The organism is Helicobacter pylori (assembly GCF_014496485.1).
GTDB classification, from domain to species: Bacteria; Campylobacterota; Campylobacteria; order Campylobacterales; family Helicobacteraceae; genus Helicobacter; species Helicobacter pylori_DD.
In genome coordinates, this window is record NZ_JACTAX010000006.1 from 72,611 (window position 1) to 89,703 (window position 17,093).

Annotated in this window: 10 protein-coding genes and 2 pseudogenes; 6 read left to right on the forward strand and 6 right to left on the reverse strand. The window is 36.7% G+C overall.

Translation table 11 applies throughout. The annotated features are described in order from the left end of the window. The first annotated feature begins 73 nt into the window (after positions 1–73). The 6 genes from plsY to nusA all read left to right on the forward strand — a co-directional run bounded on the left by plsY (position 74) and on the right by nusA (position 6,880). Positions 74–736 (forward strand): glycerol-3-phosphate 1-O-acyltransferase PlsY, encoded by a 663-nt coding sequence (gene plsY, locus IC572_RS04640; protein WP_000446716.1) that lies wholly within the window; start codon positions 74–76, stop codon positions 734–736. Next, positions 733–1,086, forward strand: coding sequence for a dihydroneopterin aldolase (locus IC572_RS04645; RefSeq protein ID WP_187855229.1), 354 nt, complete (start codon positions 733–735; stop codon positions 1,084–1,086). The genes plsY and IC572_RS04645 overlap by 4 nt, the downstream gene beginning before the upstream one ends. Beyond that, entirely contained in the window at positions 1,070–1,396 is a 327-nt protein-coding gene (locus IC572_RS04650; protein WP_187855230.1) for a Plug domain-containing protein, read from the forward strand. Before IC572_RS04645 ends, IC572_RS04650 begins: the two co-directional genes overlap by 17 nt. A 170-nt stretch (positions 1,397–1,566) precedes the next feature. Continuing rightward, a complete protein-coding gene (locus tag IC572_RS04655) occupies positions 1,567–4,200 on the forward strand; it encodes a TonB-dependent receptor (protein ID WP_187855231.1) in 2,634 nt (877 codons plus the stop codon). Positions 4,201–4,427: 227 nt separating this feature from the next. Then, a complete protein-coding gene (locus tag IC572_RS04660; protein WP_187855232.1) occupies positions 4,428–5,600 on the forward strand; it encodes an aminotransferase class V-fold PLP-dependent enzyme in 1,173 nt (390 codons plus the stop codon). A 92-nt stretch (positions 5,601–5,692) separates the two neighbouring features. Beyond that, positions 5,693–6,880 (forward strand): transcription termination factor NusA, encoded by a 1,188-nt coding sequence (gene nusA, locus IC572_RS04665; protein WP_187855233.1) that lies wholly within the window; start codon positions 5,693–5,695, stop codon positions 6,878–6,880. A 231-nt stretch (positions 6,881–7,111) separates the two neighbouring features. Here the strand turns inward: nusA and IC572_RS04670 are convergent, their stop codons facing one another. The 6 genes and pseudogenes from IC572_RS04670 to IC572_RS04690 all read right to left on the reverse strand — a co-directional run. Continuing rightward, a complete protein-coding gene (locus IC572_RS04670; protein WP_187855234.1) occupies positions 7,112–7,885 on the reverse strand; it encodes an MFS transporter in 774 nt (257 codons plus the stop codon). Further along, on the reverse strand, positions 7,875–8,312 hold the full coding sequence (locus IC572_RS04675; RefSeq protein WP_187855235.1) for a Panacea domain-containing protein: 438 nt from the start codon (positions 8,310–8,312) through the stop codon (positions 7,875–7,877). Before IC572_RS04675 ends, IC572_RS04670 begins: the two co-directional genes overlap by 11 nt. A gap of 225 nt (positions 8,313–8,537) precedes the next feature. After that, positions 8,538–10,161 (reverse strand): annotated as a pseudogene (locus tag IC572_RS04680) (RNA-directed DNA polymerase). Between the two features lie 427 nt (positions 10,162–10,588). Then, positions 10,589–13,309: an Eco57I restriction-modification methylase domain-containing protein gene (locus IC572_RS08005; RefSeq protein ID WP_462936848.1), complete on the reverse strand. Its 2,721-nt coding sequence runs from the start codon at positions 13,307–13,309 to the stop codon at positions 10,589–10,591. Next, a complete protein-coding gene (locus IC572_RS08010) occupies positions 13,276–14,406 on the reverse strand; it encodes a DUF7149 domain-containing protein (protein ID WP_462936849.1) in 1,131 nt (376 codons plus the stop codon). The genes IC572_RS08005 and IC572_RS08010 overlap by 34 nt, the downstream gene beginning before the upstream one ends. Before the next feature lie 118 nt (positions 14,407–14,524). Continuing rightward, positions 14,525–16,969 (reverse strand): annotated as a pseudogene (locus IC572_RS04690) (restriction endonuclease); the annotation flags it as partial. Between the last annotated feature and the right edge of the window lie 124 nt (positions 16,970–17,093).

The following is a 17,093-nucleotide window of genomic DNA, read 5'->3' on the forward strand; positions in this document are numbered from 1 at the left end:
CCCTAACAACTTAACGCTTTCACTTAAAAAGCAACATGTTATAATGATCGCTATTTTATTTGAAAGGGTATTTATGGAAAGCGTTTTAAATTTCCTAACCAATATCAATGTGATTTTCACCCTTTTGGGTTATTTGATTGGGGGGATTCCTTTTGGCTATGCGTTAATGAAAATCTTTTACGGCATGGATATTACTAAGATCGGATCGGGGGGCATTGGCGCAACGAATGTCTTACGCGCTTTACAAAGTAAGGGCGTGAGTAACGCTAAACAAATGGCCTTATTAGTCTTAATCTTGGATCTATTCAAAGGCATGTTTGCGGTGTTTTTGAGCAAATTGTTTGGGTTGGATTACAGTTTGCAATGGATGGTCGCTATCGCGAGCATTTTAGGGCATTGCTATTCGCCTTTTTTGAATTTCAACGGAGGCAAGGGCGTTTCTACGATCATGGGCTCTGTGGTGTTGCTCATCCCTATTGAAAGCCTCATCGGCTTGACGGTGTGGTTTTTTGTGGGTAAGGTGCTTAAAATCTCTTCACTCGCTAGCATTTTAGGGGTAGGCACAGCGACTGTTCTTATCTTTTTTGTGCCTTATATGCATATCCCAGATAGCGTCAATATCCTTAAAGAAGTCGGCACGCAAACGCCGATGGTGCTTATTTTTATTTTCACCCTTATCAAGCATGCGGGCAATATTTTTAATTTATTAGCCGGTAAGGAAAAGAAAGTCTTATGAAAACTAAACAAGGCGTTCATATCCATAACTTGGTGTTTGAAACGATTTTAGGGATTTTAGGATTTGAACGCTTAAAACCCCAAAAAATAAGCGTGGATTTGGATCTTTTCTACACGCAATTACCCAATAAGGCTTATTTAGACTACATGGAAATCCAAGAGCTTATTCAAAAGATGATGCAAGAAAAACAATACCTTCTCATTGAAGACGCCCTGAAAGATTTGAGCCATGCTTTAAAAACGCGCTACAATGAAATCTCTGAGCTTTATTTGAAAATCAGCAAATTAGAAATTTCTCCCAATTCTCAAGTGGGAGCGAGCGTGAAAATTTGCTATGAAACCAATCTTTAGCCTCTTTTTCCTCCTTATTGCTTTAAAAGCAAACCCCATAAACCCTTTATTAGAGCCGTTATATTTCCCCAGTTACGTGCAATTTTTAGATTTAGAACCTCATTTTATCATTAAAAAAAAGCACGCTTATAGACCCTTTCAATGGGGGAATACCATTATCATCAAACGCCATGACTTAGAAGAACGCCAGAGCAACCAACCAAGCGATATTTTCCGCCAAAACGCTGAAATCAATGTGTCTTCTCAAATGTTTTTAAAAGGAATGAGCAACGCTTCTTCACGAACAGCACTTGATTCAACCGCTCAGTAATCAACCGCTCAGTAAAATGCTAAAGCTTTTTTTAATCACATTTTTCTTGGTATTTTCTTAATCCTAAAACAAATTTAAGGTATTATTAAATAGAATAATGTAATAATAACCTTAGGTTTAAAACTTGACTAAATTTTTTTAGAAAAAAGTAAATAAAAAGGCTAAAAGAAATGCTTAGAAATCAATTTCGTATCGTGTTTGTCTCTTGTATTGTCGCTAGCAATTTGCAAGCTCAAGAAAATACCCACACTTTGGGTAAGGTAACCACTAAGGGTGAAAGGACTTTTGAATACAACAATAAAATGTATATTGACAGAAAAGAGCTCCAACAACGCCAAAGCAACCAAATCCGTGATATTTTTAGGACTCGAGCGGATGTGAATGTGGCTAGTGGGGGCTTAATGGCGCAAAAAATCTATGTTAGGGGGATTGAGAGCCGTCTCTTAAGGGTAACCATAGATGGCGTCGCTCAAAATGGTAATATTTTCCACCATGACGCTAACACCGTGATCGATCCTAATATGATTAAAGAAGTGGAAGTGATTAAGGGAGCGGCGAACGCTTCAGCAGGCCCTGGTGCGGTGGCGGGTAAATTGTCTTTCACCACGATTGACGCTAACGACTTCTTAAGAAAGAATCAAACTTATGGGGCTAAAGCGGAAGCGGCCTTTTACACCAACTTCGGGTATCGCATGAACGCCACTGCAGCCTATCGTGGGAAGAATTGGGATATTCTAGCCTATTACAACCATCAAAATATTTTTTACTACAGAGACGGGAACAACGCTTTCAGGAATGTCTTCCACCCTAACTATGATTTACAAGATCCAAGCAATAGCGAAATGAGTGTAGGGACTCCTAGTGAAGTCAATAGCGTTTTAGCTAAAATCAATGGCTATATCAACGAAACCGATAGCATTAGCGTGAGCTACAACCTCACACGAGACAATTCTACAAGGCTTTTACGCCCTAACACCACTTCAGCCCTCTCTAAAGCCAATGACCCAGGAAGCCAGCCAGCCCCTTTTGTGATTGACTTTGGGAAAGAATTAGCCCATACGATCAACTTCAACCACAATTTGAGTCTGAAATACAAGCATGAAGGCGGCCCTAATTTTAACCAGCCGCGCGTTGAATCCACCGCCTTTTTAGGGGTAAGGGGGGGCAATTATAACCCTGTGGTGAATCCTTTCGCTTACAATTCTAACGAGCCGGCTAACCCGGATTACATTCCTGAAGTGAAAGAGTGGTGTAACAATCCGGATAATATCAGCCAATGCACGCAAGGGGCTATCAGGCCTTCTAATGGAGGCTATCAAATAGGCTATGGCGCGCCTAACTCTATTAATTGGCAAGGGGATAGCGATTCTAGTGGAGGGGCGCAAGCAGGATATGGGCAACTTAGCACTATTTCTACAAGTGCGAACGTTTATCATGGGCTTGTCCCTAAAAATCCTGATTATGACATGACCCCCCCTAACGCTCAAAACCCTAGCGCAAACGATTGGACTTTAGGGAATGCGGACGCTGAGGGGACTTTAGCCAGAAGGATTTTCTTGATCAACTCAGGCGTTAATTTTAAAGTAACCCACCCCATTAGCGAAGATTATGGGAATGTGTTTGAATACGGCATGATTTATCAAAACCTGAGCGTTTTCTCTGGATTGGACAAAGGCAAAAACGGCTATTATAAAAACAACATTGACCCTAACGACCCTAACGGGCCGGGCTTGCCTTACCGCCATTACTACACCGATCAAAGCTCTCAATACCCTCAAAATCTCAACGCCCCTAACCCGCTCTATCGTAACATGCCCCAAAATTCGCATGCGATTGGGAATATCATCGGAGGGTTTATGCAAGCGAACTACAATATTTTAAGCAATGTGATCGTGGGTGCGGGAACTCGTTATGATATTTACACCTTGCTAGACAAAAACGGCCGCACGCATGTAACTTCTGGCTTTTCGCCTTCTGCGACCGTGCTTTATAACCCCATTGAAAGCATTGGCTTGAAAGTGAGCTATGCGTATGTAACTAAGGGGGCTTTACCGGGCGATGGCGTTTTGATGCGCGATCCTACGGTGATTTATCAAAGGAATTTGCGCCCTGCGATCGGTCAAAACGTGGAATTCAATGTGGATTTCAACAGCAAGTATTTCAATGTGCGCGGGGCAGCGTTCTATCAAGTCATCAATAACTTCATCAACAGCTACGGGCAAGACACTTCTAAAAATGGAGGGGGTAATGCGACCGCAAAAAACATGTCAGGGAATTTACCCGAAACCATTAATATTTATGGTTATGAAGTTTCAGGGAACGTGAGGTATAAGAATTTCTTAGGGACTTTCTCAGTGGCTCGCTCTTGGCCTACGGCTAGGGGGCATTTATTAGCGGACACTTACGCTCTAGCTGCCACGACTGGGAATGTGTTTATTTTGAAAGCCGATTATGATGTTCGCAGGTGGGGGCTTACTTTAACTTGGCTCTCGCGCTTTGTAACTAACATGTATTATGAAGGCTATTCTATCTATTACCCGCAATACGGCTTGATCAAAATCCATAAACCCGGGTATGGCGTGCATAATATCTTTATCAATTGGACTCCGCCTTCTAAAAAATGGCAGGGTTTAAGGATTTCAGCCGTGTTTAATAATATTTTAAACAAGCAATATGTGGATCAAACTTCTGTGTTTCAAGCGAGCGCGGACGCTCCAGCGAGCGATATGATCCCTAAAGGTAAGCGCATGGCGCTCCCAGCTCCTGGATTTAATGCGCGTTTTGAGGTATCCTATCAGTTCTAAAATGAAAGGAATCTTAGGATTTCTTTTTGAATTTTGAACATGGAAACAAACATGAAAAAGCCCTATAGAAACCGCCAAACTCTATGGAAAAAGTTCCGCTCCCTCAATAAACTCATTAAGACGCTCTTAAGGATTTTAAAAAAGTAGTTTTATCAAAAATTTAGCGGGTTTAGTTTAAAATAACGCTTTATTTTAAATTTCAAAAAGGAAAAGCAAACACGCTTATCATGGCTAACATCACGACTAAAGAAACGCCCGAAATAACCCCGGATCTTTTGAAAAACCCTTATCAAAAAATCATCAATGCGAGCGCGAGCGTTTTTGATGAAAAGCATGGGCGATCGTTTTTTAGCCCGCAATTTTATGAAAAAATTGAACCTTATTTAAAAGAAGTTTTAACCCAACCCATTGATTTAGAATGCGATCTCAACACCGCTAAAAAAAAGAACCGCTTAACCCCTTTAAAACAACTTTTTAAGGCGTGTTTTAACGCTGAAGAGGTTTTGATTGTGAATAATAACACCAGCGCGGTATTCCTCATCGCTAACGCTTTAGCGCAACAAAAAGAAATCGTTGTTTCTTATGGCGAATTAGTGGGGGGGGATTTTAACCTTAAAGATATTTTATTAAATAGTGGGGCTAGGCTGCATTTAGTGGGGAATACCAATCGCGCTTATTTAAGGGATTACCGCTTGGCCTTGAATGAAAACAGCAAAATGCTCTTTAAAACCCACAACCCTACTTTTAAAAAAGACACGCCCTTTAAAGATTTGCAAGCCCTAGCCAAAGAGCATGATTTGATTGATTATTACAATTTAGGGGATGTGGATTTGTTAAATAGAACGGCTTTAGAAGAAATTTTAGCTCTAAAACCATCGCTTTTGAGCTTTAGTGCGGATAAATTCTTTAACAGCGTTCAAGCCGGTATTATTATGGGGCAAAAAGAATGGGTTGAAATGTTAAAAAACCACCCCCTTTATAGAGCCTTGAGGGCGGGTAAAATCACGCTCACCTTGCTTTTTTGCAGCCTAAACGCATGGGTCAATCATCAAGAAGAAATTGCAATTCATGCGTTATTGAACCAAACTAAAGACGCCTTATTGCAAAAAGCCTTGAAACTCTACGCCCTTTTAAAGCCTTTAGAATTGAACGTGAGCATAGCCTCTAGCTTTTCTAAAATAGGGAATTTGTTTGGTAGGGAATTGGAATCCTTTTGCGTGAAAGTCCAGCCCAAAAACACCCAGAATTTAGATTGCGAGAAACTTTATTTAAAGCTTTTCCAAAAAGGCGTTATCGCAAGGATTTCATGCGAATTCGTGTGCTTGGAAGTCTTTAGCCTGAATGAAAAAGATTTGGAAAAAATCGCTCTGGTTTTAAAAGAAATCCTTAACAAGGCTTAAAAATTCGCTATAATAAAATCTCTTTCAAAAACGCCATCTCCCCCCATAAAATGACAGAGAATGATAGAAAATCAATTTAAAGGAACTCAAGAATGGAAAAAATCAGCGACCTTATAGAATGCATTGCGTATGAAAAAAATTTGCCTAAAGAGATGATTTCAAAAGTGATTCAAGGCTGTTTGTTAAAAATGGCGCAAAACGAATTAGACCCTCTAGCGCGTTACTCGGTAATTGAAGAAAACAAGCAGCTCCAGCTTATCCAGTTGGTAGAAGTTTTAGAAGATGATGATGAAAGGTTGATTAACGATCCTTCTAAATACATCAGTTTGTCTAAAGCAAAAGAAATGGATCCAAGCGTTAAGATTAAAGACGAATTGTCTTACAGCTTGAGTTTGGAGAGCATGAAGCAAGGAGCGATCAACCGCCTTTTTAAAGATTTGCAATACCAGTTAGAAAAAGCGTTAGAAGACAGCCACTTTGAAGCGTTTCAAAAGCGTCTTAACAGCGTTTTAATGGGGCAAGTGATTTTAGTGGATCACAATCAAAACACTTTTATTGAGATTGAGCAGCAATTTCAGGGCGTTCTTTCCATGCGCCATCGCATCAAGGGCGAGAGTTTTAAAGTGGGCGATAGCATTAAAGCGGTTTTAACGCAAGTCAAACGCACAAAAAAAGGCTTATTGTTAGAGCTGAGCCGCACCACCCCTAAAATGCTTGAAGCTTTGTTGGAATTAGAAGTCCCTGAAATTAAAGATAAAGAAATTGAAATCATTCATTGCGCTCGAATCCCAGGCAACAGAGCGAAAGTGAGCTTTTTTTCCCATAACGCTAGGATTGATCCCATAGGCGCGGCTGTGGGGGTTAAGGGCGTGCGCATCAATGCGATAAGTAACGAATTGAATAAAGAAAACATTGATTGCATAGAGTATTCTAATGTGCCTGAAATTTATATCACTTTAGCGCTCGCTCCAGCCAAAATTTTAAGCGTTGAGGTTAAAAAAATCCCTATAGAAGAATTGAATGCTGAAGAAAAAGAATCCATTCAAGAGCGTTTTATTGTCAATAACCATTTGCAAAAGGCTAAAGTGCGTTTGTTAGACATTGAAAAATCTAAGGCTATCGGTAAAGGCGGGGTGAATGTGTGCTTAGCGTCCATGCTTACAGGCTATCACATAGAGTTTGAAACCATTCCTAGCGTCAAAGAAAACGCAGAAAATGAAAACGAAAAAGAAACGCCAAAAGTAGGGGTAGAAGCTTTAGAGTCTTTGTTTAAGAATTGAAATGATTTCTGTGAAACTTATTGAGTTCTTAATCAAAAGGACTTTAAGCTAAAAGGCTTGCGGTGTTAAATAAGCGCGTGATTGAATTTCTTAAGGCTAAATTTGAAAGAAATAATTCAGGTTTTTCAATGAATGAGTATTGAGATTTTCAAAATTGCAAAAAACACTCAATTAAGAAAAATTTGCATCAAATTTTATTGGAATGGACGCAAAAAATGGGTTGGGTTGAATTTAAAGATATTTAGAAACTAATCTTTGTATTATATGCAATTCTCCCACAAAACCAATCACAAATAGAATTGTAACCATCAGATTAAACCAAAAAATAGGTTTTTTAGGCTTTTTGAAAAAATTTTCTTGTTTATCTTTTTCCTCTTTTGATAAGGATATTTTTGATAAAAAAGAAAAAAGCAGATACAAAATATTCCCAAAAAATAAAGCTATAAAAGCCATAACAAAAACCAAACGATAGGCGTTCGCTTTGTCAATATTTGATAAAACAGAAGTGGAAAACGCCAATCCCCCAACAAATGTTAAAACAATAGAGGCAAAAATACCTAAAATGGTTATGTATTGCGTTTGTTGCTTATTCAATTCTCCGCTTAATTTTTTATAGTTTTTATTTAGATCATCTTCTAACTTGATAGAAACATCTTTAACTCTACTCATTTTCTCATCAAAATCTTGCAGTCTGATACACTCTAAATTCATGTGATCATAAAGCTTTTCTAGTTTTGGTTTAATGCTTTCAACTTCTTTATTATCTTGAATCTCTTTGAGTGTCCTTATATTTTGTGTGAGCGTCATAAAGGCTTGCTCTCTATCCCTTGTGGAATTTAAAATAATAGTTGTAATTTTTGAGTATTTATGCCTGTATTCTCCTTGATAGATTTCTTTGAGATCTTTGATGATTTGATCTGTTTGGCTAGACAAATCCCCCTTTTCACACAGCGATACAATCATTTCTTCTAGCTTTTTATCTTTATCTTCTTCTTTAGTTTCCATTTGTTTGTTTGGCTTCTTGTCTGATCAAATCTTTACTAATGATTTCTTTTCTATCTTCTTTGAAGCTTTTATGCCAAGCGCCATCTTCTTTATGACTCTCTTTCACTAAATCCCAATAGGATTTTTTATTGCATTTTTCTATGGAACAATTGATGGTTTCAAGTTCATCTTTTCTAAGATTTTGTGAGAGCGATTCTTCTTTGGGTTTGTCAATGGAATTGGCACCATAATTGCGGTATTCATAATACACTTCCCTTGCAACAGGCCCGTATTTCCAAGCTTCAAAATCATCAGAAACTAGGTGTTTGTCAAACTTTTTGATATAATCAAGCTCTGTGAAATACAAAGTTTTTTGCAATTCTAAGTTACTCAATTCTTTGTTTGAATGCTTAAGAATATATTTTGCTAGTTCCAAAGTATTGACCATCAATATCTCCTAGTCAGTTTTTGCTAATTTTAACTAAATATTGTTAACTTTCTAACCATTCCTTTTTCAATGATTTTAATCTCTTGAATTTCTTAAAGCTAATTCTAGAGAAATAATTCAAGTTTTTTTCAATGGATATTTAGCCTTTCAAAATAGCAAAAATCAATTGATGGTTCAACTAATGAGCTATTTCACATATTAAGGGAATTTAGTAACCTTTTTAATTTATTTTTGAAATTCTTTTTTGATGAATGAAACCCCTTTTTTTGACAATTCACTCCAACCATTGCAATTTTTTAGTGCATTTTCGTTTTCAACTCTCAATACTTCATATGCAAAAAGCCAAAATTCATCATCTAATATACATATTCTACTTTCTAACTTAATCATTGTTTCAGCTCTTTTTAAATATTTATCAATGGCAAAACCCTCTGAATCTTTTCTTGCTCTCAAATATCCTAAAAGCATAAAAATACAATCATTACTTTCAAGGACCATATTATGGCAAGTTTTTTCCATCTCAAAATCATATTTTAGAGAGAAATACAACGCATAAGAACAAGCTTCATAATTATTGTTTTTTGACCCTGCCTTAAATATATCCTTAGAAATTTCTTGAATTTGATTGGTTTGGATCGGATAGTTATTGTTATCAAACACTCCTTCAATACAAGGGATTAAATAGGGGTAGAGCAAAACTAAATGGTGCAAGGTGCTAAAATAATATTCTCTTGCGTTATATGTCATCTTCTTTTTGTTGAGCATTTTTATAGCATATTTTAAAATAGAAGCCTTATTATCATTTTGCCTTATCAATGCAATAGATTTATCTAAAAAAGCAACAACGCTAGGGTATTTAATTTTCCCTTTATACTCATCCATTTTAAAAATTTTTAACTGATTGATCCATTCTTCTTCATGCATCAAAGGGAGTTCAAAAATTTTTGTTTTTTTGTGGTTGAGTGAAAGGTTATATTTTTTAAGACACTTTGCGAGATCGATTGTAAATTGTTCTGCCTCATCTCTTGAATTCACATAGCAAGTATAATCATCAATATGCCTAATATATCTATATTCTGTTTTATTTTGCCCTTTTCTTAAATTTTTTAAATCCCCATCAACGGCGACTAAAATAATTTCTGAAATCAAATTGGAACTATGCGGTCCAATAAGAATCCCCGTAGTTTCCTTATGATTCATGTTTCTTGTTTGGGTATCAATCTCATCGCTCCAATGATTTTTGTCTTTTTTAGCAATTTCTTTACCTCTTATTGCCCAAGGAATTGAATGCGTATAAATGCTTGGGAAACAAGTGGATATATCAGCCTTTAGCTTGTATCTAGCACCAATACGAATACTTCTCTCTAATTTTCCCTCACAAAAAATATCTTTATGACCCATATCAAAAATACTTTTTCTCATAGCAACTCTATCTTTAGAATAATCGTTTTGAAAAACTTTTTTATTTTTAGGGATTTTTTGAATGTGGATACGGCTGATCTTATGGGTATTGCCATCTGTCTTTTCTTTAAAATACTCCTTTAATTTATCCCAATTATCGAATTTTGCACTGATTATAATAAGCCAAAGGATTAGGGATAGCAAAATATCTGGGCGTTCCAATATCTCTTATTCCCTCATAAGTAATATGTTGATACCCCATCTTGCGTTTGGGGAATATCTTATCTTTATTATTCTTGCAATATCTGTAAAAAAGCTTTGATGTCAGAAAATTAGGAATCCTTTCTGCAAACATCCCGTATCCTAACAATCCCTTAAAAAGTTTATTTTGAGAAATCTCATTAAGACATTCAAAATAAGTCTTTTCTTTCACTTTTTTCACTAACATTACTCTCTTTTTGAAAGTTTTCCTAGCCAATATACAGATTTAAAAGCAATTTTATCGTATTTTTTAGTTTTTAAGGCGTTTGCTTTAAACATCACGATCCCTACTATTTATGGTTTTAGTCCAAAGCCATGCGTTAGAAAAAGCTTTTTTAATCTTTAAATTGCACTTGATTGTTTTTGCTTGTTTTAAGGGTTAGGGTAAAATCACGCTCACCCCCTAGTTTTTATTACACTAGAGATTAGGGGGTAAAATCCACTTTTAGGAGCTTACTATGAAAAATCATCGTAGTAAACACTCTTCTCAAAGAATTATACCTAAAAATCAGTTTTTTAGGTTTAAAGTTTGATCTAGTGATTAAACGCTAATTCTTAAAAAGAGTTGCCCCCTAAATTAGGGGGTTATCCTTAAGTGGGAAATCAGCTTTTTACTACCCGTCTTCAATAATTTTAATTTCTTCATCGGTGAGGTGGTAGAGCTGATAGACTAAGGCGTCAATTTCTTTTTCTAATCCTTGGGTGTTGGCTTTGGGGTCTTTTGCTTTTAGCACTAGGATTTGCTTCGCGCCATCGGTGATTTTATCGGCTAATTCTTGGTTTTTGGTGGTGATTTGGGGAATGGGGAGCCGTTCTATAAAAGCCTTTTTATAGCGATAGCCACTCTCGCCTAGTCCGCCGCCTGCATAGAAAGTTTTGAAAGCAAAAGTGATCAATTTAGAATGTAACATTCCTAAAAGATAGCGCAAATGCTCTCCTGTGAGAATGAAGCTCGTAGCTTCTGCATAAAAATGCCCTAATTTGCATTCTCCATTATCTAAATAAAATCTTGGCTCTTGCACGATCTCGCCATACACAATTTTCTCTTTTTCAAAATCTTGCAAATAACTATCTTTTGGATTATTGTCAAGTTCCAACCAATGATGTTGACCTGGATATGGCTTATTGCTGTTCTGTGGGCCTCTGGAATAACGACATTGTCCCCTTTGCTCCAATTGATCTTTATATTGTAATAGGTGATTATAGATTGTAGGATATTCAACTTCTAAAAATTCATGGCTACCAAATTTTGCGATAATCACCCACAAATCCGCCCACTCATAAGAATACCTTTTAATGTCTTTCCCTCTTAAAATGGGCTTGATAAGCTCAATTGTCCTTTCTCTTTCGCTCATTCCCCTTTCGTCTTTTTGCACATCGTCGCAGTTTTTTAAGATTGCGTCTCTTTTTTCAGTGGGAATGATAAAGGCTTCGTTAGCGCCGGTTTTTATCCCGTAATTGATTTGAATACCCCAATCTTTAAGCGGGGTGCCGATGTTTTCCATTTTGTCCCTTAAATCCAAAAGCGTGGTGTTGGCAAAAATAAAGCTTTCTGTTTGAAGCGCGTTTTGCCTCATCAAAAAAGAGGGGGTGTTTTTCAAATTTTCTTTATCGTTTGGGGTGGGTTCGTAATAATTAAAAACGCTCTCTTTAAGGGGCGCTTGCTTGATGAAATGAATGATGCTGGTATCCACTGTAGCGCTTTCAAAGACTTTTAGGGCGTTTAATTCCATGTAGCTGACAAGGGTGGTTTTTTTGAGTAATAACTCTCTCAATTTAGCGCCGTATTTAGCGCGCGCGTATTTGTTGGAAGTGATGAAAGCGTTAAACCCCTTTTCTTTTAAAAGGTTGAAAGCCAGGGCAAAAAAGTAGGTGTAAATGTCGCTTGAGCTGTTATAGAAATCCTGGTATTGCTTTTCTAATAAAGGCTTTAAGTCTTTGATGTGTTCTTGGCGGATATAAGGCGGGTTGCCTATGATGCAATCAAAACCTAAAAAATCCCCCTCATCGTCTAGCACTTCAGGGAATTCAAAACGCCATTCAAACGCATTTTGATACTCTCTACCACTTAAGGCATCATCAAGCTTTTTCCTTAAAGCTCTAATACGCCCATAAGAAGCAAAAGCCTCTTCCTCTTCTTTGGGGCTTAGTTTAAGCGTGCCAAAAAGGCTTGGGATAAAATAATTTAACCCATCTAGCAAACTTTTATCGTCTAGGGCAAAGAAATTGTATTTTTTGATGTGTTTTTCAATAGCCTTTTCAAGCTCTGCTTTGGTTTTAGGATCTTTAAGCGTGAGGGAAAAAGTGTTTTTTAAGTCTTGGATTTTGTTGATCAAATCTTGCTTATTTAAGGGGTAGAGAGGGTTTGGGTCTTTGTATTGAGCGACTAGATCTTTGTATTCTTGGATTTTTTGCTTGATATTGGGGATCTTTTTGAGATCATCATTCAAATTAAAGCGTGAAATCAAGCTGTTAGCGCACTTGATGTTAATGTCAATGTTGGGGAGGGTTTCAAGCGCATTAGTGTTCTTGCCCTCTTCAAAAATATAATAGCTGTATTTTAAAAGCTCTATCCACAGCCTGAGCTTGGTGATTTCGCAAGAATTGGGGTTAATATCCACGCCAAAAAGGCAGTTTTCAATGATGTCTTTTTTAAGCTCAAAAAGTTCTTTTTGGATTTGGTGGTGGGGGTCGTTTTCGCTATGCGGTATGGTGTAGTTAAAGACTTTATCCTCTGGCGTGTGAATGATGATTTCATCGTTTTCTAATCTAAGCTCGTGGCGATACAAGGAAGCAATAAGCCCTAGCTCATAAGCAATTAACACCATTTCATTGAGCGCTGAGACTAGAAAATGCCCGCTCCCCACCGCCGGATCGCAAACGCGTAGAGTTAAAAGCGTGTTTAGGTATTCTTTAGCTTTTTCATTTGAAAAATTTCTGTCTATTTTTTCTCGCAACGCTTCTAAATCTTTGCAGCCCCACTGATAAATAGCGTTGAACTTATCCAACACGATGGGCGTGATACTCTCTTTGCACATGTAGCTTGTGATGAAGCTTGGGGTATAAAAGCTCCCCTCTTTATAGCCGTTGAGTTTTTCAAAAACAAGCCCTAAAACGCTAGGGTTAATCAAACAGCTTCCGCTGGTATCGGTATTATCTTTAATGTCTTTAGGGGTGGTGGTGAATTTATAAAGACGCAAAAATTCAAAAAGATATTCTAGCAAGGTCCAATCTTTTTGTTCTTGGTAATTTTCGTGTTTTTTAAGAACGGAATTTTTATAGATTTCTAGCTTTTTATTGTCTAAAAGCTTGATTTCATACCCCTTTGATTCCAAAGGCGTTTTTTATCAAACAAACTGGAATTCAAATAAGGGATTTTTTCTAAAATCTTGTCTTCTTTAATTTCTGGTAAACGCTCGTTATTTTTCTTGGCTAGGATTTCAAAAAAGAGATCGTTTAGAGCGTTGAAATTTTTAAAGTTTTCTGTGGTTAAAAAAGATTTTTTAGAATGATTAAAATGATTGAAAGAAATCAAAAGGCTTTCTAAAAGCCGTAAAAACAAGATGCGGTTATTCCAAGCGATGAGTAACGCCATGACTTCTTCATCGTCTAAATTTTTGTATTTCTTTTTTAAAGCATCGCTTAGGGAGTTTTGGGTGCGACTGGGTTTGATTAAAATTTTCCCTTTTTCATTTTTCTCTTCTAACCCTAAAATATAGAGCAATTCTTCATAAAAATCTTTGTTAAGCGTGTTAGCGTCAAGGGTTTTCTTTTGTTTTAAAAGGACTTCTTGGCTTAAAACTTGATAAATCAAAGGAAGTTCTTTAAAATCATCGTTTAAATTAAAGTAAGTATAAGGGAGTTTGCCTTGAAAATCTTTTTGCAAATATTGTTCTAAATCTTCGTAAAATTTTGGTTTTGAAGAGTCTGTGCCTTCTTTTTGAGCGTAATTTTTATAGAATTTTTTGATGCGTTTATCTTCGTTTAAAAAAAGCAAATCCTTACAATCAAAGAGAAAAAATTCATGCGCGTTGCAAATAATGGTGTGTTTTAGGGAATTGTTTTTTTCTTTTTCTCTCTCTTCTAAAAAATACAAAATCATTTGACAAAAGGCTTTACTGATCGGGTTTTCTTTGTCTTTAGGGAATTCTGTCTTTTTATTTAGGGCTTTGACTTCAATAAGCACCCAAGCTTCTTTATCCACATAGATCGCACTATCCACTTTTTTATGGGTGTTGCAGCGATAGCCATAAGTGTTTTTTAAAAAAGAATTGATTTCATTTTTTTGAAACTCTTCATCATCTTGTCTTGGCGCGTTTTCTAATAAGCTGTTTATTTCTTTTTCAAAATTTTCTATAGTTTCTTTTGTGGGTGTTGGGGGATTGTATTTTTTAATGAAATCTTTGAGTAAAATGCGAGTGAAACTCATCATAAAACGCCTTTAAAATGGGATAAAAACGATTATAACAAAAGCGCCATGAATTTTAAATAAAACGCTTTTCTTTAAAATTGTTCCATGTGAAACATTAGGGTAATTGAACTTATTGACTCTAATCTTTACGATTTAAAACTTCATTGATCAACGCACTCAATTGATCATTACTCAACTTGGTTTGGCATTCAATATTCACGCCTTGCTTTTTTAAAGCTTCAAAAAATTTCTTAGCGGTTGAAATTTTCCGCTCTTCTTCAGGGCGCAATTCGCTTTTTTTATCAACCCCCTTAGTTTCCACCACTAACAACACTTTTTTATCGTTATTTTCAACCACATACCCAAAATCAGGGCTATAAGTTTGATTTAACCCTATTGGGATTTTAACCCTAGGGAGCTTGCCAAAAACAATGATTTTAGTGTCGTTAGATTCTTCAATTGTGTCTTTTTCAATCTCGCTATCCACTTGCATGAAATTTTCATACAGGCATTTTTCTTGGGCGCTTGAATTTTTAATTTCATATTTGTTCGCCCCCAAACTCCCGTCTAAAAACTCTCTAATCTCTCCCTTTTCATCATAAAACGCATCGTTTTTTCTGTTTTTAATCGTCGTTTCGCGCATTTGATAGGAAATTTTATCTTCAATATTTTGATAAATGATTTCCAAAAACAGCTCTTCTAAGCGCTTTAATCCCTCTTGTTCGTTTTTTTTAATTTCATTAAACTTGTTTTCATCAATGTTTTCTAACACTTTAGCCACGCTTTTAAAACTCAATTTCACCTTATTGGACAAGGCGCTGATAAATTCATGCAGACTCCACACGCATGCGCTTTCTCGATCAATAGTCTTTTTCTTGGCGTTATTTCCCATCGTTTCTACTTTTTTATGCATCGTAACCGAAACGCTTTTTGAACTGACCTTAAAAGAAGCATTGATCTTTTTGACAATCTCATCAATCAAGCTCTCGCTATCAATGGCATAAGCGATCCGGGCTTGATGATTCAAACCCGCCCATAAGGTTTCAAATTTTTTAAAATTTTCTTTATTGATTTTGATTTTTTCAGTTTTTCGCTCGTTTTTGTTTCTCACTCTAAAATGGCCAACTAATCGATCTTTTAAAAAATCTTTTAATTTTTCAAAATCCAAGTATTTTTCATTTTTTAAATTTTCTAGTTCCGGCTCTTTTTTTAAAAATTCGTTTTGATTGAGGGTGAGTTTAAAGTTTTCATCATCTGTTCTTTCTCCAAAACCCAAACCCTCTAACTTTTCAAATAAAGCTCCGTAATACCCTTTTTTAACCATGCCGCTTTTTTCTAGCTCTCCCCCACTGAATGCTTGTTTGATCAAGCTGTGTTCGCTTATCTCTTGCTGGATCGCTCCCACAAAATCCCCCTCCACTTGCGGCACGATCACGACTAATTCATTGACAAAATCAAAATCATCATGCTCTTTAGTGATGCGTTCGCCCTTATCATTCACAGCGAGCCTTAGCCCCCTACCGATTTGTTGCAATTTAGTGATATTGGAATGGCTAGGGGCTAATTTGCAAATCGTCATCACGTTAGGGTTATCCCACCCCTCTTGCAACGCCCATTGCGAAAAAATAAACTTGAGATCGGAATCAAAACTCAGCAATTTTTCTTTTTCTTTTAAAATGAGTTCGATCGCTTTAGCTTCATCGCCCTCTTTCTTGCTTTTAGCGAAATACCCTCCATGCACTTTGTAAATAGCGTCTTTGGTGCGCTCTAAATACGCTCTATAATTTTCATCTAAAGGCTTTTTTAAGACCTCTTCAAGCTCTTGTTGGTAAAGTTTTTCAAATAAAAGGGCTAATTTGGCCGGCTGTTCATTTTCGCTTAAATAGCTATTCACCCCGCTAATAAACACCATGCACAAGGCTTTAATCCCCTTTTTAAAAAGCCCTTCTTCTCTTTCAAAATGGCTTTTTATCGCTTCTTTCAGCATCACTTCTTGCTCGCCCTCTACAAAATAAGAAAAAGGCTCTTTTTGATCCAGCAACAAATTAACGCCATTGAGAAAACGAATTTCTTTTTTAGTGATGTTTTCTACAATGTAATCTTCTAAAGCGCTGATACGAGTTAGCGCGCCTAAATTATCATGCGTTTTGACTTTGACGCTTTTGATTTTATTTTCTAAATTCGTGTAATTGATCGTCGCTTCATTTTGTTTTTTGTTAGCCTCTTTAAGCTCTAAAAAATACTCATCGCTCTCCCCCACAGACGCCACGCTAATGCTTTTCACTAGGGCGCAATCAAACGCTTTTTTGCTGTCTAGCACGTAAATCAAATTATGATAATCATCTTTAAAAGTCGCCCCAAACCTGAGCGTGATTAAAGCGTTTAATTGTTCCAAATATTTTTTTGTTTTATCGCCTAAAAACCGGTGCGGTTCGTCCATGATTACGATAGGGCGCATACTCGCTAAAGCTTGCATGTAACTTTTTGCGCCATTGAACAGATTCGTGTTCTCTAAGCATGATTGATTGATAGTGTTTTTCTCTTTATTAAAAGCAGAAAAAGTCATCACCAACACACAGCATTTATCCCACTAGCACGAAAAACTCCGTCCTTTAGGGCGGAGATGTAAGTGCTTAGCCGTTAGGTATTTGAATGTAATTCTACCTAATCCATTCGCTTTTTAGCGCATTCTATTAAAAATCAAAGTT